At 71.9% G+C, this 18742-nt stretch carries 20 protein-coding genes and 1 pseudogene; 8 read left to right on the plus strand and 13 right to left on the minus strand.

All coding sequences use genetic code 11. The features are described 5' to 3' along the window. Positions 1-2: 2 nt before the first annotated feature. The 3 genes from ACFY30_RS02115 to ilvA all read right to left on the minus strand — a co-directional run bounded on the left by ACFY30_RS02115 (position 3) and on the right by ilvA (position 2588). Positions 3-176 carry an integral membrane transport protein gene (locus ACFY30_RS02115; protein WP_390843264.1) on the minus strand — a complete coding sequence of 58 codons (174 nt, stop codon included), beginning with the start codon at positions 174-176 and terminating at the stop codon, positions 3-5. Beyond that, positions 173-1174, minus strand: a complete 1002-nt coding sequence (locus ACFY30_RS02120; RefSeq protein WP_390843265.1) for an ATP-binding cassette domain-containing protein — start codon at positions 1172-1174, stop codon at positions 173-175. The genes ACFY30_RS02115 and ACFY30_RS02120 overlap by 4 nt, the downstream gene beginning before the upstream one ends. Before the next feature lie 184 nt (positions 1175-1358). Continuing rightward, entirely contained in the window at positions 1359-2588 is a 1230-nt protein-coding gene (gene ilvA / locus ACFY30_RS02125; protein ID WP_390843266.1) for a threonine ammonia-lyase, read from the minus strand. 166 nt (positions 2589-2754) lie between these two features. Here ilvA and ACFY30_RS02130 point away from each other — a divergent pair, with 166 nt between their 5' ends. The 3 genes from ACFY30_RS02130 (at position 2755) to ACFY30_RS02140 (ending at position 4162) form a co-directional block, all read left to right on the plus strand. Next, complete coding sequence (locus ACFY30_RS02130) at positions 2755-3264, plus strand: MarR family winged helix-turn-helix transcriptional regulator (RefSeq protein ID WP_390658383.1); 510 nt, start codon at positions 2755-2757, stop codon at positions 3262-3264. 149 nt (positions 3265-3413) lie between these two features. Beyond that, positions 3414-3917, plus strand: coding sequence for a sigma factor-like helix-turn-helix DNA-binding protein (locus ACFY30_RS02135; RefSeq protein ID WP_390843267.1), 504 nt, complete (start codon positions 3414-3416; stop codon positions 3915-3917). After that, positions 3914-4162 carry a hypothetical protein gene (locus ACFY30_RS02140; protein ID WP_390843268.1) on the plus strand — a complete coding sequence of 83 codons (249 nt, stop codon included), beginning with the start codon at positions 3914-3916 and terminating at the stop codon, positions 4160-4162. The genes ACFY30_RS02135 and ACFY30_RS02140 overlap by 4 nt, the downstream gene beginning before the upstream one ends. A gap of 37 nt (positions 4163-4199) precedes the next feature. On the opposite strand, the gene ACFY30_RS02145 is transcribed toward ACFY30_RS02140, so the two are convergent. Next, positions 4200-5354, minus strand: coding sequence for a cystathionine gamma-synthase (locus tag ACFY30_RS02145; RefSeq protein WP_390843269.1), 1155 nt, complete (start codon positions 5352-5354; stop codon positions 4200-4202). Between the two features lie 178 nt (positions 5355-5532). On the opposite strand from ACFY30_RS02145, the gene ACFY30_RS02150 reads away from it, so the two are divergent. Continuing rightward, on the plus strand, positions 5533-6651 hold the full coding sequence (locus ACFY30_RS02150; RefSeq protein ID WP_390843270.1) for a hypothetical protein: 1119 nt from the start codon (positions 5533-5535) through the stop codon (positions 6649-6651). A gap of 224 nt (positions 6652-6875) precedes the next feature. Here ACFY30_RS02150 and msrA read toward each other — a convergent pair whose 3' ends face one another. After that, positions 6876-7388 carry a peptide-methionine (S)-S-oxide reductase MsrA gene (gene msrA, locus ACFY30_RS02155; protein ID WP_390843271.1) on the minus strand — a complete coding sequence of 171 codons (513 nt, stop codon included), beginning with the start codon at positions 7386-7388 and terminating at the stop codon, positions 6876-6878. 207 nt (positions 7389-7595) lie between these two features. Between msrA and ACFY30_RS02160 the strand changes: the two genes are divergently transcribed. Then, on the plus strand, positions 7596-8204 hold the full coding sequence (locus ACFY30_RS02160; protein WP_390843272.1) for a DUF4291 domain-containing protein: 609 nt from the start codon (positions 7596-7598) through the stop codon (positions 8202-8204). A 33-nt stretch (positions 8205-8237) separates the two neighbouring features. Here the strand turns inward: ACFY30_RS02160 and ACFY30_RS02165 are convergent, their stop codons facing one another. Further along, positions 8238-9854, minus strand: a complete 1617-nt coding sequence (locus ACFY30_RS02165) for a phospholipase D family protein (protein ID WP_390843273.1) — start codon at positions 9852-9854, stop codon at positions 8238-8240. 225 nt (positions 9855-10079) lie between these two features. On the opposite strand from ACFY30_RS02165, the gene ACFY30_RS02170 reads away from it, so the two are divergent. Next, a complete protein-coding gene (locus ACFY30_RS02170; RefSeq protein ID WP_390843274.1) occupies positions 10080-10202 on the plus strand; it encodes a hypothetical protein in 123 nt (40 codons plus the stop codon). A gap of 84 nt (positions 10203-10286) precedes the next feature. Here the strand turns inward: ACFY30_RS02170 and ACFY30_RS02175 are convergent, their stop codons facing one another. Beyond that, positions 10287-11063, minus strand: a complete 777-nt coding sequence (locus tag ACFY30_RS02175) for a hypothetical protein (RefSeq protein WP_390843275.1) — start codon at positions 11061-11063, stop codon at positions 10287-10289. Between the two features lie 186 nt (positions 11064-11249). Between ACFY30_RS02175 and ACFY30_RS02180 the strand changes: the two genes are divergently transcribed. After that, positions 11250-12362: a serine hydrolase domain-containing protein gene (locus ACFY30_RS02180; RefSeq protein WP_390843276.1), complete on the plus strand. Its 1113-nt coding sequence runs from the start codon at positions 11250-11252 to the stop codon at positions 12360-12362. Positions 12363-12430: 68 nt separating this feature from the next. Here the strand turns inward: ACFY30_RS02180 and ACFY30_RS02185 are convergent, their stop codons facing one another. The 3 genes from ACFY30_RS02185 to ACFY30_RS02195 all read right to left on the minus strand — a co-directional run bounded on the left by ACFY30_RS02185 (position 12431) and on the right by ACFY30_RS02195 (position 14864). Further along, complete coding sequence (locus ACFY30_RS02185; protein WP_390843277.1) at positions 12431-13279, minus strand: MBL fold metallo-hydrolase; 849 nt, start codon at positions 13277-13279, stop codon at positions 12431-12433. A 2-nt stretch (positions 13280-13281) separates the two neighbouring features. Further along, positions 13282-13668 (minus strand): VOC family protein, encoded by a 387-nt coding sequence (locus ACFY30_RS02190; RefSeq protein WP_390843278.1) that lies wholly within the window; start codon positions 13666-13668, stop codon positions 13282-13284. A gap of 155 nt (positions 13669-13823) precedes the next feature. Further along, a complete protein-coding gene (locus ACFY30_RS02195; RefSeq protein ID WP_390843279.1) occupies positions 13824-14864 on the minus strand; it encodes an NAD(P)-dependent alcohol dehydrogenase in 1041 nt (346 codons plus the stop codon). A gap of 171 nt (positions 14865-15035) precedes the next feature. Here ACFY30_RS02195 and ACFY30_RS02200 point away from each other — a divergent pair, with 171 nt between their 5' ends. Then, positions 15036-15953 carry a helix-turn-helix domain-containing protein gene (locus ACFY30_RS02200; RefSeq protein ID WP_390843280.1) on the plus strand — a complete coding sequence of 306 codons (918 nt, stop codon included), beginning with the start codon at positions 15036-15038 and terminating at the stop codon, positions 15951-15953. Between the two features lie 25 nt (positions 15954-15978). Here the strand turns inward: ACFY30_RS02200 and ACFY30_RS02205 are convergent. The 3 genes and pseudogenes from ACFY30_RS02205 to ACFY30_RS02215 all read right to left on the minus strand — a co-directional run. Next, positions 15979-16326: pseudogene (locus ACFY30_RS02205) on the minus strand (putative quinol monooxygenase); the annotation flags it as partial. A gap of 185 nt (positions 16327-16511) precedes the next feature. Next, entirely contained in the window at positions 16512-17198 is a 687-nt protein-coding gene (locus ACFY30_RS02210) for an ABC transporter ATP-binding protein (RefSeq protein ID WP_390843281.1), read from the minus strand. A gap of 38 nt (positions 17199-17236) precedes the next feature. Next, a complete protein-coding gene (locus tag ACFY30_RS02215) occupies positions 17237-18703 on the minus strand; it encodes an ABC transporter permease (protein WP_390843282.1) in 1467 nt (488 codons plus the stop codon). Between the last annotated feature and the right edge of the window lie 39 nt (positions 18704-18742).

Genomic DNA, 18742 nt, shown 5'->3' on the forward strand with positions numbered 1-18742 from the left:
GCTCACTTCACCGGCTCCTTGCCTGAGGTGAAACCTGACCGACACGGGCGAACAGGATTCGGGATGCGTGGCATCCGGATCAGGTTGCGTTTTGCAACGACCAGCGAGTCGCGCACGGACTGGCTCACGGGGTGGCCGGGGGCCGCTTGGCGGAGGGTGTCGGTGACGGCGGTCATGCCGCGGCCTCCTTGCTCTTCTGCTTGTCCTGGCGTCGGCCGTTCTGCTCGGCCCGCTCCTCGGCCACGTGTCCCGTCAGGGAGAGGAAGACGTCGTCGAGGGTGGGGCGGCGCAGGCCTATGTCGTCCATCTCGATGCCGCGTGCGTCCAGCTCGCGGATGACCTCGGCGAGCAGCTTCGCGCCGCCGGTGACGGGCACGGTGAGCTTGCGGGTGTGCTCCTCGACGGTGGTCTCGCCCTTGCCGAAGCCGGCGAGCACCTCGCGGGCCGTCGGGATCTGCTCGCGTTCGTGGACCACGACCTCGATGCGCTCGCCGCCCGTGCGGGCCTTGAGCTGGTCGGAGGTGCCGCGGGCGATGACCCGGCCGTGGTCGACGACCGCGATGTCGTGCGCGAGGTGGTCCGCCTCTTCGAGGTACTGGGTGGTGAGCAGCAGCGTCGTACCGCCGGAGACGAGGCGCTTGATCACGTCCCACAGCAGCTGGCGGTTGCGCGGGTCGAGGCCGGTCGTCGGCTCGTCCATGAACATCACGGGGGGCGAGACCACGAGCGCGGCGGCCAGGTCGAGGCGGCGGCGCATGCCTCCGGAGTAGGTCCTGGCCGTGCGGTCGGCGGCATCGGCGAGGTCGAACTGCTCCAGCAGTTCCTCGGCCCGGGCCTTCGCGGCTCTCGCCTTCATCTGGTAGAGCTGCCCGACCATCTGGAGGTTCTCGCGGCCGGTCAGGTATTCGTCGACCGCCGCGAACTGGCCGGACAGGCCGATCGAGCGGCGCACCTCGTTGGGGTGCTTGAGCACGTCGAAGCCTGCGACCTGCGCCCGGCCGCGGTCGGGGCGCAGGAGGGTGGTCAGGCAGCGGACCGCGGTGGTCTTGCCCGCGCCGTTCGGCCCGAGCAGGCCGAGGACGGTGCCCTCCGGGACGTCCAGGTCGACGCCGTCCAGAGCCCTTACGTCACCGAAGGTCTTCACCAGGCCTTCGGCATAGATGGCGCCTGGCATAAAAGTTCTCCACGTCTTCGGGGATCCTTCGAAAAGCCTAGGTATGCGCTGTTTGTGCCGCCCCACGGGCGACCACGCTTCCACCGTAACGCGATGTATCGCGACTCACAACGGAGTTCGCTCGTTCGAGTGAGCGAATGGGCTGTGACCTGCGGGATCACAGGTCTCCCGGCAGCGCCGCGCCTCAGCCGACGATCGTGTACCCCGCCTCACGCAAGGCCTGACCGACCTCGGCGCAGTGCGCCGGCCCCTTCGTCTCCAGGTGCAGCTCGACCTCCGCCTCGGTCAGTCCGAGACGCGGGTCGGTCCGCACATGGCTCACGTCCAAGACGTTAGCGTCGACCACTGACAACACCCCCAGCAGCGTGGCGAGCGCACCCGGCCGGTCCGTCAGCCGCACGCTGACCGCCAGGTAGCGGCCCTGCGCCGCCATGCCGTGCCGCAGCACGCGCTGCATCAGCACCGGGTCGACGTTGCCGCCCGACAGCACCGCGACGACCGGCCCCTCGAACGCGCCGGGCTCGCTCAGCAGCGCGGCGACCGGACTCGCCCCGGCCGGTTCGACGACCAGCTTGGCCCGCTCCAGGCACAGCAGCAGCGCCGCGGACAGCTCGCCCTCCGTCACCGTGCGCACCTCGTCCACCAGTTCGCCGACGATCCCGAACGGCACGTCACCGGGCCGGCCGACCTTGATCCCGTCGGCCATCGTGGCGGGGGACGGGATCGACACCGGCCGCCCGGCGGCCAGCGAGGGCGGATACGCCGCGGCCCCCTCGGCCTGCACGCCCACGATCCGCACATCCGGCCGCAGCGCCTTCACCGCGACGGCGATGCCCGCCGCGAGACCTCCGCCGCCGATCCCGACGACGACCGTGCGCACGTCCGGGCACTGCTCCAGGATCTCCAGGCCCACCGTGCCCTGCCCCGCGATCACGTCGGCGTGGTCGAAGGGGTGGATGAACACCGCGCCGGTCCCGGCCGCGTACTCCTGCGCGGCGGCCAGCGTCTCGTCGACCACCTGGCCGTGCAGGCGCACCTCAGCGCCGTACTCCCGGGTGGCGCTGATCTTCGGCAGGGGGGCGCCCTTCGGCATGAACACCGTGGAACGCACGCCCAGCAGCGACGACGCCAGCGCCACGCCCTGCGCGTGATTGCCCGCGCTCGCCGCGACCACCCCGGCGGCCCGCTCCTCCGGCAGCAGCCCGGAGATCCGGACGTACGCGCCGCGCAGCTTGAACGAGCCGGTCCGCTGGAGGTTCTCGCACTTGAGGTGCACCGGCGCGCCCACGAGCTGGGACAGATGCCTGCTCCCCTCCATCGCGGTCATGCGCGCGACGCCCGAGAGCATCTTCTGGGCGCCGCGCACGTCGTCGAGGGTGACGGGCCGCAAGGAGTCAGCCGTGGCATAGCTCATGACATCAGCATCGCAGTTCACAGGCGGGAACGGCCGCTGTGACCAACCTCCGAGACTGGTTTCGCCGGCGCCGGTACGGCCCGGCTTCCAGCCGCGTACTCTGTCCCCCATTCCAGCCAGACCCCCTTCATGAAGTGAGCCCCCGGCCATGCCCACAACACCTGAAATGTCGATGGACATGACGACCGTCGGTGACACCGGTCTTCTCGACACGCTGCAGCACGAGGTCGCGGTCTTCGCACGCCGAGCCGAACAGACCCGGCTCGGCGGCGTCGGGCAGGTGCGCAACTCCATGGACCGTGCCGCGTACCTGCTGCTCAACCGCCTCGACAAGGAAGGCCCGATGGGCGTCAAGGCGCTCGCCGCGAGCATGGGGATCGATTCGTCGACCGTCACCCGGCAGGTGGCTCCGCTCGTCGACACCGGCCTGGTCAAGCGGACCTCGCACCCCGAGGACGGGCGGGCCGTCGTCCTGCAGCTGTCCCCGCGCGGGCAGTCGCGGCTGGAGGAAGTGCGCTCCTCCAGGCGTCAGCTGATGGCCGAGCTGACCGAGGACTGGTCCCCGGAGGAGCGGGAGGCGTTCTGCACGCTCCTGACCCGCTTCAACATCGGGCTGTCCGCCCGGATGGCCGCCCAGGGCGTCCCGGGCACGGAGCCGTCACCGGCCGCTTCCTGAACCGTCGGGGCACCCGCGCGTGCGTGGCTCTTGACCGAAAGCCCACCCCTGGCCTCAGATGAGACCGGGTCCCCTTTCGTCGTAGGTGGTACCGCGCCGGTGTTCCACCGGGACCCGTCCAGGGGGCGCCGTCAGGCGGGAGGCTCGGGGTGCGAGAGAGGCGTTCGGTCCAGGAAGCCCGCCGGGCCAGGGAGTTCGAGGCGTTCGTGGCCGGGGCGGGCGGACGGCTGCTGCAGACCGCCACCCTGCTCACGGCGGAGGATCCCGAGGACAACCCCCGCGCGCGGCGCCTGCTGACCCGCGCCCTCGCGCACACGTACGCGTGCTGGGACCGGCTGCGCGGGGAGGACCCGTACAACCACGCCCGTGAGTGTCTGGCCGTCCGCTTCGCCCGCGGGACGTGGCACCGATACGGCGGTCTGCCGTTCGGGCGGGCCCGTCCCGCCGGCCCGCTGGCCGCGCTCTCCCCGCAGCACCGGCTCGTCCTGGTCCTCAGGCTCTACGAGGGCGTCGCCGAGGAGCAGGTCGCGGCGCTGCTCGGGCTGCCCGGGGAACGGATCCACCTGATCTGCGACCGGGCGACCACGGCCCTGCTGCGTCCGCCGCGCGGACCGGCTCCCGCGCGGGTGGGCGCGAAGGCGGCGGCGTCGTGAACCGGCCCGAACGGGAGGCCGCCGTACGGCAGATGATGGAGCGGACCACACCACGCCTGCCGGTGGATCTGCACGCGGACGTCGTACGCCGGGGCAGCCGCATCCTGCGACGCCGGACGATCGCCCGGCGGCTGCTGTGGCTGCTGCTGTTCGCCGCGACGGTGGCGTTCGTCGTCTGGGCGTCCATGGCACGGCCCTGGGTGGAGCCGCCGTCGGACACGACTCCACCGCTCACCGGTTGGTGACCGCCCAGCTCACCGGCCGGGGAAGCCCCGTGAGGGCTCAGCCCAGCGCCTGCTGCAGGTCCTCCAGCAGGTCGTCGACGTTCTCGATGCCCACGGAGAGACGGACCAGGTCGGCCGGCACCTCCAGGGCCGAGCCCGCCGCGGAGGCGTGCGTCATACGGCCGGGGTGCTCGATGAGCGACTCGACGCCGCCCAGGGACTCGCCGAGCGTGAACACCTTGGCGCGGTTGCAGACCTCCACGGCCGCCTCCTCGCCGCCGGCGACCTGGAAGGAGATCATGCCGCCGAACGCCCGCATCTGCTTGGCCGCGACCTCGTGACCGGGGTGCTCGGGCAGGCCCGGGTAGAGCACGTTCGTCACGCGCGCGTGGCGGGTCAGCATGTCGGCCACCTTCGTGGCGTTCTCGCTGTGCCGGTCCATGCGCACCGACAGCGTCTTGGTGCCGCGCAGCACCAGCCAGGAGTCGAAGGGCCCGGCCACCGCGCCCATCGCGTTCTGGTGGAAAGCCAGTTCCTCGCCCAGTTCCGGGTCGCCGACGATCAGCGCGCCGCCGACGACGTCGGAGTGACCGCCCATGTACTTGGTCAGGGAGTGCACCACGACGTCCGCGCCGAGCGACAGCGGCTGCTGCAGGTACGGCGTGGCGAAGGTGTTGTCGACGACGAGCCTGGCGCCCGCGTCCCGGGCGATCTGGGCGACGGCGGCGATGTCGGTGATGCCGAGCAGCGGGTTGGAGGGGGTCTCCACCCACACGGCCTTGGTCTTCGGGGTGATCGCGGCCCGTACGGCTGCGGGGTCGCTGGTGTCGGCGACCGACCACTCCACGCCCCAGCGGGCGACGACCTTCGCGAAGAGACGGAACGTGCCGCCGTACGCGTCGTTGGGGATGACCACGTGGTCGCCGGGGCTGAGCAGCGTACGCAACAGGCAGTCCTCGGCCGCCAGTCCCGAAGCGAACGCGAGGCCCCGGCGGCCGCCCTCGAGGGCGGCGAGGTTCTCCTCCAGGGCGGTGCGGGTCGGGTTGGCGCTGCGGCTGTACTCGTAGCCGCCGCGCAGACCGCCGACGCCGTCCTGCTTGTAGGTCGAGACCTGGTAGATCGGCGGGACGACCGCGCCGGTCAGGGGATCGGCGGTGTTGCCCGCGTGGATCGCGAGGGTCTCGAAGTGCTGACTGATGTGCCTGTCGCTCATGGGCACCGAGCGTAGTGCGCTCGCGGGGCTGCTGCCGGACGGCCGCCCTGCCGAGACCGCCCTCGCCGGGCCTGGAGGGGAGAGCCCACGAGGGCCGTCGGGTCGGGGAGGGACGTTTTTCCACAGGCTCGGGGGGCGGGGTTGGCCAATTGTCGGCGGCGTCTGGTTCGCTTGAGACATGGAAATTCTCTGGGTCCTGATGGCGCTGGTCATGCTCAGCTTCGTGGTGCTGCCGTTCCTGCGGCGCAGGCGCGGCATGATCGAGCAGGTCCCGGCGGGCCACCCGGACGCGGCGGACCCGGCGAACTACGGCTTCGTGCGCACGGAGGAGCTGGACATCCGCATGCCCGGCCCCGACCAGGACCTGCTGGACGTCCTGGACGTGGTGCAGCGCACACAGGACTACCGGGCGGCCCAGCAGCTCCTGGCCGGGACGGAGACCGAGGGCGAGCTGCGCTGGCAGCGCGTGCAGGCCTTCGCGGGCGCGGCCGCGCTGGAGCTGCAGCAGCGGCCGGGCGGCGTCAGCGAGGCGCCGGGCGGGCAGTGGCTGCGGGTGTGGCGGGCGGAGGCGCCCAAGGACGCCGGCGGGGCGGCGGTGCACGCCGAGTTCCTGGTCCAGCAGGCCTGGCGGACGTCCACGCGAGGCACGGACGACTTCCGGATCATCATGGAGGAGGCGAAGGACGCCTGCGGCCAGGCTGCGCTGCTCTCCCCCGGTGACCCGGTGCCCTACATCATCGAGCTGTCGGTGGCGCGTGGCCTGAACTACTCGCAGGCGGAGTTCGAGCAGCTCTGGCTGAGGATCCTCGACCGCGCCCCGGCGCACATGGGGGCGCATCTCGCGGCCCTGCACTACTGGTGCGAGAAGTGGCACGGCTCGCGCGAGCTGGCCACCTCGTTCGCGGAGGCGGCCGCGGCCCGCGCCCCCCGGGGCTCGCTCCTCGCCGCGATGCCGCTGTTCGCGGTCTTCGAGCACCTGCCCGAGGTGAACCTGGTCAGCGGCTTCTACCAGAGCGAGGTCGTGACGAAGGCGATCCACGGCGCCCTCTTCGCCGTGCACGCGGCCCGCCCCGACGACCCGATGCTGGCGCACGTCCGCCACCTGCTGGTCTTCTTCCTGGTACGGGGGGAGCGCTGGGCCGAGGCCATGAACCAGCTGATACACGTCGACGGCCACGTCGGCGCCCTCCCCTGGACGCTGTCCCAGGACCCGGCCGGCGAGTTCGCGGTGTACCGGGCCCTGGCGGTGGCGGGCTACGAGGCGAACGGCGGCAGCCCGGCGACGCTGCCCCACTGACGCCGGGCCGGCGGACGCGGGGCCGCCGCCGGACGCCCGGCAGCGGACCGCGCGGCGGAATGCGGGGCCGGTGCGTGGTGCGCAAGGTGTGGCTGCGGCTGAGTGACGGTCGGCCTGGAAACGGACCGTACGACGGCGGCTCCCGCGTTGACCCCCGCTGCACCGAAAGACGAGCGGGCGACCCGGTCGGGACGCCGCCACGACCGGGCCGGACCGGCTCGCGGTCAGCCCTCCGAGCGGGCGGGCAGCCGCCATCCCGGGCGCGGGAAGTGGCAGGTGTAGCCGTCCGGGTAGCGCTGCAGGTAGTCCTGGTGCTCGGGCTCGGCCTCCCAGAAGGGGCCGACCGGCTCCACCTCGGTGACGACCTTGCCGGGCCACAGTCCGGAGGCGTCCACGTCCGCGATCGTGTCCTCGGCGATCCGCTTCTGCTCGTCGTCCACGTAGTAGATCGCCGAGCGGTAGCTGAGGCCGATGTCGTTGCCCTGGCGGTTCTTGGTGCTCGGGTCGTGGATCTGGAAGAAGAACTCCAGGATCGTGCGGTAGTCGGTCTTCGCGGGGTCGAAGAGGATCTCGATGGCCTCCGCGTGCGTCCCGTGGTTGCGGTACGTCGCGTTCGGTACGTCACCCCCGGTGTATCCCACCCGGGTCGCCGTCACGCCCGGGAGTCGGCGGATCAGCTCCTCCATCCCCCAGAAGCATCCGCCGGCCAGCACGGCCCTCTGCGTCTGCGCAGCCATCACGGCCCTCCAATATCTGTCTGCTCGGTCACTCGGGCCGGTCGGTCCGCCCACGGCCGGCGTACCCTGCCCGCTGTCCTCAACGCGCGAGGGTCCCCACCGATTCCGCGCCCGTCCGGCCCGCCCGCGGCCGTCGCTCTTCCGTCGCGGCGAGCGTCGGTCGAAAATCAGTGGCCGCCCGCCCCGGCCGACTCCACGCTGTACACCATGGAAGAACCGCAACGCAGGATCCGTGCGGCCCACTCGGAATCCACGATCACCGTCTACCAGGCGTACTCCCCGCAGATCGGCCTGCCCGCCGTCCGCGACGGCCGTTTCCCGGCCGCGTGGAAGCGGGACAGGATGACATGGATCAAGCCGTCTTTCCTGTGGATGATGTACCGCTGCGGCTGGGGTGCCAAGGAGGGGCAGGAGACCGTTCTCGCGGTCGAGATCACCCGGGACGGCTTCGACTGGGCGTTGCGCCACGCCTGTCTGTCGAGCTACGCCCACGGGGTGCACCCCGACCGCGCAGCCTGGCAGCGTCAGTTGAAGCGCGCGCCCACCCGTGTCCAGTGGGACCCGGAGCGGGACCTGCGCCTGCGGCCCCTGCCGTACCGGTCCCTGCAACTCGGCCTCTCCGGTGAGGCCGCGCGACGCTACGCGGACGAGTGGACGGTCTCCATCCGTGACGTGACCCCGCTCGTCCACGAGATCCACGCCCTGGTGAGCGGTGGGGACCTGGAGTCCGCTGCCCGGCTGCTGCCTCAGGAACGTCCGTACCCCGCGGGAGACGGGCTGCTGGTGCCGATCGGTGGGGTGGAGGCCGAGGGCTGAGCAGCGTGGCTGCGGCCGGACGGGACGGGCGCGTCAGTAGGTGTTGCGGCGGCGCATGCCGAAGGGGCGGCCGTCGGGGTCGACGAGCAGGCGGTGCAGGGGTGTGCAGAGGGTCCTGACCGCGGGTGCGAGGCTCGGCGGACGGTAGGTGCGCAGGCGCCCCGGTGGCCTCGGGCCGCGGCGACCGTTGTCGTGCCAGGAGTCGAGGGCGGCGGCGCTCGCCGCGAAGGCGTCGAAGGCGCTCCGGGGGTCGCAGAGCGGGTCGGGCGCATCCGGGGTCCGGGGTGCCTCGATGTCCAGGTGCTCGCGCGAGAGCTCCAGGCGCAGGTTCCTGGCGTAGCCGCGCGCACCGTCCCCCAGACCGCCGGGGTCGCGTGGTGCGCGTGGGTCGGTCCGCTCGTCCAGGACGGCACAGCTGAGTTCGGAGTCGTGGGTCCAGGAGCGGAGGTTGACGTTGTCGGATCCGACCGAGGCCCAGACGTCGTCGATCACACACGCCTTGGCGTGCACGTACACCGGTGTCCCGGCGTGGTTCTCCAGCCCGTACACCGCGACGCGCCCGCCTCCGGCGCGGCGCAGCGCGTCCATGGCCGTGATCCGGCCGATCAGGTTCATCGGCAGGGTGAGCCGGCCGTCCTGTTCGGGGACGGAGGGGATGACCGCGATCAGGCGCAGGCCGGGGTGGGCGCTCAGTGCCTCGGCGAAGGAGCGCACCACCTGCGGGGACCACAGGTACTGGTCCTCCAGGTAGATCAGGGCCCGGGCCCGCCGCAGCGCCTTGCGGTAGCCGCGCGCGATGCTGCGCTCGCCGTCGGGGGCGAAGTCGTAGCCCTGCAGCAGGCGGTTGGGGTAGGTCCGCAGGACCTGGACGGTGTGGGTGCCGCAGGGCGAGGGGTCGGGTGCCTGGGGCGGCAGCGGGTCGGCCTCCGTGTCCTCACGGTGGGCGAGCTCCCGCAGGCGGACGACCGGGCTGCGGCTGAGCGGCGCCGGGTCCTCCCAGCGCTCGCGGAAGCCGGCCTCGATGTCGCCGACGGCCGGTCCGCGTATCGCGAGCTGGATGTCGTGCCACGGGGGGTGCGGACCGTACGCGGCGGCGATGGGCAGTGACTGCGGGTCGCCGCGGTGTGTCGCGTCGTCGCGGCGGTTGTGACACAGGTCGATGCCGCCGACGAACGCGACGTCGAGGTCGGGACGACCGGAGTACCGGCACAGGACGAGCTTCTGGTGGTGCGAGCCGCCGGGGCGCACCCGCATGTCGAGCAGGCACTCGCCGCCCGCCGCTTCGATCTCCTCGCCGAGATGCCGGTTCTCGCTCTCGCTGAACTGGAAACGGTCCAGGTGGGAGCGCCAGACCAGCCCCTTGACGATCACACCGCGCTCGGCGGCCTCGCACAGGACGGTGCCGATCTCGCTGCCGGGACCGTCGAGGCGCTCGTCGGGGTCGCCGCGCCAGTCGGTGAACAGCAGCAGGTCTCCGGCGCGCTGCGCGCGGATCGCGCGGAGGAGTTCCGGGAAGTACGTGGCGCCGTGGACGAGGGGCCGTACCAGGTTCCCGTACGACCAAGCCGCTCGATCCGCTCGGCGGCTGTCCAGCCGGGTCGCGTCGTTGCCGCGTTCGCCCGAGGTCAGCAGCCAGTCGGTGACTTCCACGATCCAGAACCTCCAGATGACACACCTGTGTACCCAGTTCCCGCTCCCTCATCCCGAGGCGGGGGACGGTCCGCCGGCGGACGGCGCGGTGGGGGTCTGACCCGCGTATGACAAAGGTGTGCCGACGACTCATGCCGGCCGGACCCGCGGGGGCCCGCGCCGGTTGCTCACCGGGCACGGGCCGCTGTGGCGCGGTTCGCGCCCGGACCCTTCAGGAGTGCACCCGTGAACGGAAGGCGCCGCCGGCTTCTCCTGGCCGCCGTCGACCCCATGCTCGAACCCGGGGAGCGGGTCGAGGTGACGACGATCGTGAACCTGGGTTCCGTCACCGTGCGCCGCGGAAGGTGACGTTCGGTTGGCCGCAGGATGCGCGTGCCGTCCTCGGCCCTGCGGCGCTCGGCACAGAGCGGCGATTCCCCGCGGGGGACGAGCCTAGGTGCGCTCCACCCCCGGCCGGGCGATCCGGCTCCGTACGCGCCGTATGCCCTCCAGGACCGTGCGCCGGACAGGGGTGTGCCGGTGGGCACGGATCTGTCGCCAGGTGGCCTTCGGGCAGGGTCCCTGCGGCCTGTCCTTGAGGAAGTCGCGGTACGGCACCCTGCGCGGCGGGAGGCCGATCTCCATCCAGTGGGCGTCCTTGCCGGAGTTGACGGCCCAGCCGTCGCGGGGGATGCGGACGTGGTCGCGGCGGTCGTCCTTGTTCTGCGAGGTGATCTGCAGGACCTTCGCGTGCCGCAGCCCGCGTCCGACCACCACGCAGTAGTGCCGGGCCTCCTCGTCCCGCTCGCGGAACGGCACCAGCGCGAGCCAGATCTCGCCCGGCAGCGGCCGGCCGCGCTCCGAGCGGCGCAGCAGGCGCCGGAAGACGAGGGCCGTGGCCCCCGCGGCCAGGCTCTCGACGGCCGCCTCGAGGCTCCAGTTGCCCGTGTCCATCCGCTGCCGCAGCCACAGTGCCACCGCGACACACAGCCCGACCAGCAGCACCGCGTACGCGAGGAGCTCCGCCGACCGCCCGGGCCTGCGCCGGCCCGACGACCAGACGATCACCAGCGCGGTCAGGAGGGAGCCGAGGACCAGCACCGCCGTCTCGCCGGAGTCGAGCCGCTGTGGCGGTGTCTGAGCCGCCATCAGGTCGTGCATCCAGACCGGCATGATGAGGAACTCGCCGACGACGGCGACGAACAGCAGGACAGCCAGGCAGCCGACCACGGCCTCCCCTTCGCACGCACGGGCGTTCTCTTCCGGGGCCAGTATCCGGTGGGGAGGCACGCGGCGTCCGTGGATTCACGTCCCCGGCCGCCGCGCCCCGGGGCCGGCCGGAGGCGCCTCTTCGCGTTTCCTCCCGTACGCGGGAATTCGGTTGCCGCGCGTGGGCCGGTGCGGGCTAATACGTGCATGGCTGATGTTCAGGGCTCGTACGACGGTCTGTTCACCGCGGTGCCCAGCGCGCTGGGCGCGTTGCTGGACGGCGGTGACGTGGGCGGCTCGGTGGCGGTCTTCGTGGACGGCGAGCCGGTGGTGGACGTCTGGGGCGGGTTCGCCGACGCGGAGCGGACCGTGCCCTGGCAGCGGGACACGATCGTCAACGTCTGGTCCGTGACCAAGACGATGACGGCGCTGTGCGCGCTGGTTCTGGCCGACCGCGGCGAGCTCGACCTGGACGCGCCGGTCGCCCGGTACTGGCCGGAGTTCGCCGCGGCGGGCAAGGAGGGGGTGCTGGTACGGCATCTGCTGTCGCACACCGCCGGTCTGCCCGACTGGGAGGGGCCGGTGGCGGAGATCTACGACTGGCCGGCCGCGACGGCACGACTGGCCGCGCGGGCTCCCGAGTGGGAGCCGGGCAGCGCGGCCGGGTACCACTCGCTCACCCAGGGATTCCTCGTGGGCGAGGTCGTGCGCCGGATCACCGGCCGGAGCCCGGGTGAGTTCTTCGCCCACGAGATCGCCGGGCCGCTGGGCGCGGACTTCCGGATGGGGCTGCCGGCCGAGCACGATCACCGGGTGGCGCTGACGGTCCCGCCGCCGTCCCGGGACGAGGACTACACGGCGGGCACGGCCGGCGGCGACGGGGCCGGGACCGCGACCACCGCGACCGCGATCCGGCTCCGCGACGGCAACAGCGTGGCGTGGCGCCGGGCGCAGATCCCGGCGGCGAGCGGCTTCGGCAACGCCCGCTCGGTCGCCCTCGTCCAGTCGGTGATGGCCTGCGGCGGGTCGGTCGGCGGCGTGCGGCTGCTGTCGCGGGCGGGCTGTGAGCGGGCCTGGGAGGAGCAGTTCGGCGGCGAGGACCGGATCCTGGGCATGCCGATCAGCTGGGGTCTGGGCTACGGACGGTTCGGCGGCACCTACGGGTGGGGCGGTTGGGGCGGTTCGACGGTCATGATCGAGCCCGAGTCCCGCATGGTGGTGGCGTACGTGACGAACCAGATGCGCGAACCCGCGGCGGACACCCGGGGGATGGAGATCGTGATGTCCGCCTACGACGGGCTCAAGGGCCTGCGCGCCTGACCCGCCAGCCGAGGCGGGGCCCGCCTCGGCGGGGCCCGCTCGACGCCGGGACGTCAGCCCAAGGTGCGTCAGCCCGGAGTGCCGGGCACGTGTGGCCGTCCGCCGCCGCTCGGGGCCCCGGTGGGCTCGAACCCCGCCAGCATCCGCTCCAGCGCCGCCTGGTCAGGTCCCACGAACGCGGGGGCGCCGGCCGCCGACCCCAGTCGGTCGATCAGCGTCCCGGACAGGCCGGGGGCGGGCGGCAGATGGGTGGAGAGGATGAGTTCCGGCTCCCGTTCCCGCAGCGGGGCGAAGCTCGCCAGGAACTTGTCCTCGTCGACGTTCTCCACCCAGGGGCTGTCGACCGTCGCCCACAGCAGTTGCGCGGCGCGCAGTTCCTCCGCGTCGACCGTGCGGACGTCGTCGGCCCGGGCCAGGTCGGCGCTGGGCATCGGTCCGCCGAAGCAGTCGGCGCTGAAGCAGACGCCGGTCAGGTCGTCGAAGAAGGCGACGGTGCCCGGGTTGTCGTACAGCGGGGGCCGGAAGGCCGTGAGGGTGCGGTCGCCGACGTCCAGGGTCTGGCCGGGGTTGATCAGATGGACGCGGTCGAGCGGCAGCGGCCGTTCGCAGGACAGGAGGCCCACGGACAGGAACGTGGTCACCACCCGTGCCTCGGGGGCGGCGGCGAGCAGGTCGTAGAGGCCGCCCGTGTGGTCCCGGTCCGGGTGGGTGAGCAGGATCCAGCGCACGTCGGCGGGGTCCAGCACGGAACCGACCGTCTCCAGGAAGTCGCGGTCGGGCAGCCCGAGTCCGGTGTCGACGACCACGGGCTGGGCGGAGAGCAGGACGAAGGCGTTCACGGGCAGATGCCCGATCCCGGGCACTTCGATGCTGTCGTTGAGGACCCGCAGGTCCGGGCGGACGTGGTGCACAGGCATGGTCAGTCGCCTCCGCTTCCGTAGGGCCGCGTGAGGATTTCCAGACGGTGGCCGTTCGGATCGTCGAAGTACGCTCCCCGGCCTCCGTCGTTGTGGTTGATCTCGCCGGGCCGGCGGTGGAAGGGGTCGGCCCAGTAGGTCAGTCCGGCCTGCCGAACCCGGCCGAAGATCGTGTCGAAGTCGTTCTCGGAGACCAGGAAGGCATAGTGCTGCGGGGTGATGTCCTCGTCCGTCTCCTGGTAGTCGAGTGTCACCCCGTTGGGGAGGGCGACCGGGACGAAGGGGCCGTACGGCTCGCTCACCTTGAGACCGAGGATATCCGCGAGGAACCGGGCCGAGGCCCGTTTGTCGTGCGCGGCGACGATGGTGTGGTTCAGCTGCACGGTCATCGTGCGGCCCTCCCTTCACGCCCTCCTCTCCACCACCGTACGCCGAGGCCGGACGGCGCCGGAGGGACACGTCGGCCGCCCCGGACGGGGACCGGGAGACGGCGAGGCCCCCGACGGTCGTACGCCGGGGGCCTCGGCCACAGGGACGGCGGCCGTCAGATGGTCGCCGTGTCGATCACGAACCGGTACCGCACGTCGCTCGCCAGCACCCGCTCGTACGCGTCGTTGATCTCCTGCGCGCCGATCAGCTCGATCTCGGCGCCGAGGCCGTGCGCGGCGCAGAAGTCCAGCATCTCCTGGGTCTCGGCGATGCCGCCGATCATGGAGCCGGCGAGGGTCTTGCCGCCGCCGATCACGGAGAAGAGGTTGAGCGCGACGGGCTCCTCGGGGGCGCCGACGTTCACGAAGGCGCCCTCCGACTTCAGCAGGGACAGGAACGCGTCCAGGTTCAGCGGGGCCGAGACCGTGGACAGGATGACGTCGAAGGTGCCCTTCAGCTCCTGGAAGGTCTTCGGGTCGCTGGTGGCGTAGTAGTGGTCGGCGCCCAGCTTCAGGCCGTCCTCCTGCTTGCGCAGCGACTGCGACAGGACGGTCACCTCGGCGCCCAGCGCGTGCGCGATCTTCACGCCCATGTGGCCGAGACCGCCGAAGCCGAGGACGGCGACCTTCTTGCCGGGCCCGGCGTTCCACCGCTTGAGCGGGGAGTACGTGGTGATGCCGGCGCAGAGCAGGGGCGCGGCCACGTCCAGGGCGAGGCCGTCGGGGATGCGGACGACGAAGTTCTCGTCGACCACGATCTTCTGCGAGTAGCCGCCGTAGGTCGGCTCGCCGTCCTTGCCGACGGCGTTGTAGGTGCCGACGCCGCCGCCGGTGCAGTACTGCTCCTGGCCGGCCTTGCAGTTGTCGCACTCGCGGCAGGAGTCGACGAGGCAGCCGACGCCGACCCGGTCGCCGACGGCGTACTTGGTGACGCCGGGGCCGACCTCGGACACTATGCCGGCGATCTCGTGGCCCGGGACCATGGGGAAGATCGCCTCACCCCAGCCTTCGCGGGCCTGGTGGATGTCGGAGTGGCAGATACCGGCGAACCTGATGTCGATCAGGACGTCGAACTCTCCGACCGGACGGCGCTCGATCGTCGTGCGCTCCAGCGGAGCCTTGGCGGCGGGTGCGGCGTACGCGGCAACGGTGGTCATGCCGGGGATCTCCTAGCGGGGGTCGTCGTCCCGGCCTGTCTTTCGGCCGGGCACGGCGTCCAGCGTGCCGCACCGGACAGGAATCACCCAGGTCACGGCTCTGCGTACGCCTGGCGTGCCTACCACTGGCGGGGTCAGGATCGTGGTCGTGGGACCAGGAATACTGGAGTCATGGCCTCCACGACCGAGCCTCCCGAGCCCTCCTCCGGCGCGCCCCTGGACCGGCGCGCCGAGCTGAGCGAGTTCCTGCGCACCCGCCGGGCCCGGCTCAAGCCGGAGGACGTGGGGCTGCCCGACTTCGGCCGGCACCGCAGGGTGCCGGGGCTGCGGCGGGAGGAGCTGGCGCAGCTGGCCGGGGTGTCGGTGGCGTACTACACCCGCCTGGAACAGGGCAACGGACGGAACGTCTCGGCGGAGGTCCTGGACTCGATCGCGAGGGCCCTGCGGCTGACCGACGCCGAGCACGCGCACCTCACCCATCTGGCCAAGCCGAAGCACAAGAAGAAGCAGACCGCCCGCCCGCAGCAGGTGCGGGCGTCGCTGCGGCAGCTCCTCGCCACGATGGACGGCGTGCCCGCGTACATCGTCGGGCGGCGCGCGGAGATCCTCGCCTGGAACCCGATGGCGGCCGCGCTCTTCGGCGACTGGGCACAGCTGCCGGCCGCGGAGCGGAACTGGGCGCGGCTGGTGTTCCTGAACCCCGACTACCGCGATCTGTTCGTGGACTGGGAGCAGAAGGCGATCGACATCGTGTGCGCCCTGCGCATGGACGCCGGCTGCTACCCCGACGACCCGCGCCTGTCCGCCCTGGTCGGCGAACTCTCCGTCAAGAGCGAGGACTTCCGCCGGCTGTGGGCGACGCACGACGTGAAGGAGAAGAGCCACGGCGTGAAGCACCTGCGTCACCCGCTGGTCGGCGCGCTCTCCCTCAACTTCGAGGGCTTCCGGCTGCTGGGCGACGGCGAGCAGACGATGGTGACGTACCACGCGGAACCGGGCTCGGCGTCGGCGGAGGCCCTGCGTCTGCTGGCCAGCTGGGGCACGGACGCGACCCGGGCGGGGGCGGGGTCCCCGTCGCCGTCCGCCTGACGCGCCGCCGCCCGCCCGCCTACCTCGTGGGGGCGGCGGAGCCCGTGCCGCGCACCGAGGTGACCTTGTAGTGCCGCATCTCCTCTATGGCGGCGACGTACGGCCGGATCTCGGCGAGGAAGGCGGGGAACAGGTCGGACGTCCGGAACTTCTGGAGGTGGTCCTCGGTCGACGTCCAGGTGATCCGCAGGATGAAGTGCTCGAAGTCCTCCTCGCAGCGCGCCAGTTCGTAGTCGACGCAGTGCGGTGAGGCCGCGAGGTGGACCGCGGCGCGGTGGTAGGCGGAGAGGAACTCCGCCGATCGCTCCTCGGGGATGCGGTAGCGGATGTACTCGACCGTGGTGCGGGGTGTGCCCGCCTCGGGTGCCGTCATGGAGGTACGCAAGCACGAAGGGGCGGGCGGAGGCCGCACTTCCGGGGTGTGTTCGCTGAGCGCGTCCTCGGATCGCGCCGCTCGGCCCGCCGCACGCGCGAACCCCCCGGCACACCGCGGTGTGCCGGGGGGTTGGGGGGGCGCCTCAAGCCGCCGTACGTACGCCCGGCTTGACGGTCGCCGGGTCAGGACGAGGCCGCGTTCTCCTTCACCGTGATCTTCCCCTTGCGGATCGTCGCCAGTCTCGGCGCCTTCCTGGCGATCGCGGAGTCGTGGGTGACCATGATGAAGGTCAGCCCGTGCTCCTTCCACAGGCGCTCCAGCACGTCCATGATCTCGTCGCGCATGCCCTCGTCGAGGTTGCCGGTGGGCTCGTCGGCGAGCAGCACCTTGGGCTGCTTCACCAGGGCCCGGGCGATGGCCACGCGCTGCTGCTGGCCGCCGGACATCTCGGACGGCAGGTGCCCGAGCCGCTCGCCGAGGCCCACGGACTTCAGCGCCTCGGCGGCCCGCTCGCGCCGCTCCCTGACCTTGACGCCGAGCGGGACGAGGGCGGTCTCGACGTTCTCCTGCGCGGTGAGCGTCGGGATGAGGTTGAAGGACTGGAAGACGAAGCCGATGTTCTCGCTGCGCACCCTGGTCAGCCTGGCCTCGGACAGCTTGGCCAGGTCGGTGCCGTCGAGGACGACCTCGCCCTCGGTGGGCCGGTCGAGACCGCCGAGCATCTGCAGCAGGGTGGACTTGCCGCCGCCGGTGGGGCCCTGGATGACGAGCCGGTCGCCGTCCGGGATGGTCAGGTCGACGCCGTCGAGTGCGTGGACCGTCTCCTTGCCCCGGGTGTAGCGCTTGGTGACGCCTCTGAGTTCGTACATGGGGTCAACTCCTGGGATTCGTTGGGGGCTTGGCGGTGCTACTCGACGCGGCGCAGCGCGTCCGCCGGCCGCAGCCGGGACGCCCGCCAGCCACCGAACGCCCCCGCGATCAGACCGCCGGCGACGGCGAGGGCGACCGCCGTCGCCACCGTCGTGACGCTCACCGGCGCCGTCAGCGCGACGTCGAGCGTCCTGGCCGCAGCCTGACGGCCGGGGCCGCCGAAGCCACCGCCGGGGCCGCCCTGGCCCGCGCCGCCACCGCCGCCGCCCAGCTGGGCCTCGAGGGTGGGACTGACGGCGGTCACGGCGTAGGCGCCCGCGAGGCCGAGCGCGATGCCCAGGGCACCGCCGAGCAGACCGTTGACCATGGCCTCGCCGACGACCTGCCCGGTGACCCGGCGGGACTTCCAGCCCAGTGCCTTCAGCGTGCCGAACTCACGGACGCGGCGGGACACGGCGGAGGAGGTCAGCAGGCCGGCGACCAGGAAGGCCGCGACGAGGACCGCGATGGACAGCCACTTGCCGACGTCGGTGGCGAGGGAGGAGGCCGTGGAGAGGGAGCCGGAGACGGTGTCCGCGAGGTCGGCGGAGGTCGTCACCGTCGTACCGGAGACGTTCTTCTGGATCGTCGACTTGACGCTGTCGATCTGCTGCGAGTCGGTCGCCTTGACGTAGATCGTGGTGACCTTGTTCTTCGAGTCGCTGAGGGTCTGCGCCTGGGCCAGCGGGATGTAGACGTTGGCGGCGGAGTCCCCGCTGTCGGCCGTGGCGACGCCGATCACCTTGAACTTGACGCTCTTGATGGTGACGGTCGAACCGACCTTGAGCTTCTTCTCCTTGGCGTACGCCGAGTCGACGACGGCGACCTTGCCGTCGGTCTCGGAGGTCTTGAACGTACGACCGCTGGTGATCTTGGAGGAGGTCAGCGGGCCGAGGGCGGGCCGGGTGACGTCGGTGCCGTAGACGGAGTAGTTGTTGACGTCGAACTCGGCGCCGCCGCCCTGCACCTCGCCCTGCGGCTGGCCGTTGCCGCCGGCGTTGCCGCCGGGGCCGCCCTGCTGGCCGCCGCCGTTGCCGTCCTGCTGGAACTGGCCGCGGGTGAACTGGCCGCTGACCTTGATGACCTGGAGGCTCAGGCCGCCGACCGCGTCCGAGACGCCCTTCTGCTTGCCGACCTTGCCGACGGTCGCGGTCGACAGGGTCTGGAAGCCCTGGACCATGACCCGGTCGCTGCTCTGCTCCTCGTCGGAGTCGTCGTCCTGAGCGTCGAACTGGAAGCGCGGACGGTCCGAGGCGTTCGCGGTCGGCGAGGCGGCCTTGGTGACCGTCATGTCCGTACCCAGGCCGTACAGGGACTGCAGGACCTTGTCCTGGGCCTTCCCCATGCCGGACGACACGGAGGAGACGACGATGACCAGCGCGATGCCCAGCGCGAGGCCGGAGGCGACGACGAGGGCCGCCTTTCTGCGGCGGCGCAGCTCGCGCCTCAGGTAGGTGAAGAACATGCGCCGCAAGCTAGGTACGGCGCGTGATGACTGGATAAG

The organism is Streptomyces sp. NPDC000345 (genome assembly GCF_042898825.1).
GTDB lineage: Bacteria > Actinomycetota > Actinomycetes > Streptomycetales > Streptomycetaceae > Streptomyces.

Bases quoted from the DNA above. Each gene is read 5' to 3' on its own strand.
- ACFY30_RS02115 (WP_390843264.1), bottom strand. From the start codon at position 176: ATGACCGCCGTCACCGACACCCTCCGCCAAGCGGCCCCCGGCCACCCC.
- ACFY30_RS02120 (WP_390843265.1), bottom strand. From the start codon at position 1,174: ATGCCAGGCGCCATCTATGCCGAAGGCCTGGTGAAGACCTTCGGTGAC.
- ilvA (WP_390843266.1), bottom strand. From the start codon at position 2,588: ATGAGCTATGCCACGGCTGACTCCTTGCGGCCCGTCACCCTCGACGAC.
- ACFY30_RS02130 (WP_390658383.1), top strand. From the start codon at position 2,755: ATGTCGATGGACATGACGACCGTCGGTGACACCGGTCTTCTCGACACG.
- ACFY30_RS02145 (WP_390843269.1), bottom strand. From the start codon at position 5,354: ATGAGCGACAGGCACATCAGTCAGCACTTCGAGACCCTCGCGATCCAC.
- ACFY30_RS02150 (WP_390843270.1), top strand. From the start codon at position 5,533: ATGGAAATTCTCTGGGTCCTGATGGCGCTGGTCATGCTCAGCTTCGTG.
- msrA (WP_390843271.1), bottom strand. From the start codon at position 7,388: ATGGCTGCGCAGACGCAGAGGGCCGTGCTGGCCGGCGGATGCTTCTGG.
- ACFY30_RS02160 (WP_390843272.1), top strand. From the start codon at position 7,596: ATGGAAGAACCGCAACGCAGGATCCGTGCGGCCCACTCGGAATCCACG.
- ACFY30_RS02180 (WP_390843276.1), top strand. From the start codon at position 11,250: ATGGCTGATGTTCAGGGCTCGTACGACGGTCTGTTCACCGCGGTGCCC.
- ACFY30_RS02185 (WP_390843277.1), bottom strand. From the start codon at position 13,279: ATGCCTGTGCACCACGTCCGCCCGGACCTGCGGGTCCTCAACGACAGC.
- ACFY30_RS02190 (WP_390843278.1), bottom strand. From the start codon at position 13,668: ATGACCGTGCAGCTGAACCACACCATCGTCGCCGCGCACGACAAACGG.
- ACFY30_RS02195 (WP_390843279.1), bottom strand. From the start codon at position 14,864: ATGACCACCGTTGCCGCGTACGCCGCACCCGCCGCCAAGGCTCCGCTG.
- ACFY30_RS02200 (WP_390843280.1), top strand. From the start codon at position 15,036: ATGGCCTCCACGACCGAGCCTCCCGAGCCCTCCTCCGGCGCGCCCCTG.
- ACFY30_RS02210 (WP_390843281.1), bottom strand. From the start codon at position 17,198: ATGTACGAACTCAGAGGCGTCACCAAGCGCTACACCCGGGGCAAGGAG.
- ACFY30_RS02215 (WP_390843282.1), bottom strand. From the start codon at position 18,703: ATGTTCTTCACCTACCTGAGGCGCGAGCTGCGCCGCCGCAGAAAGGCG.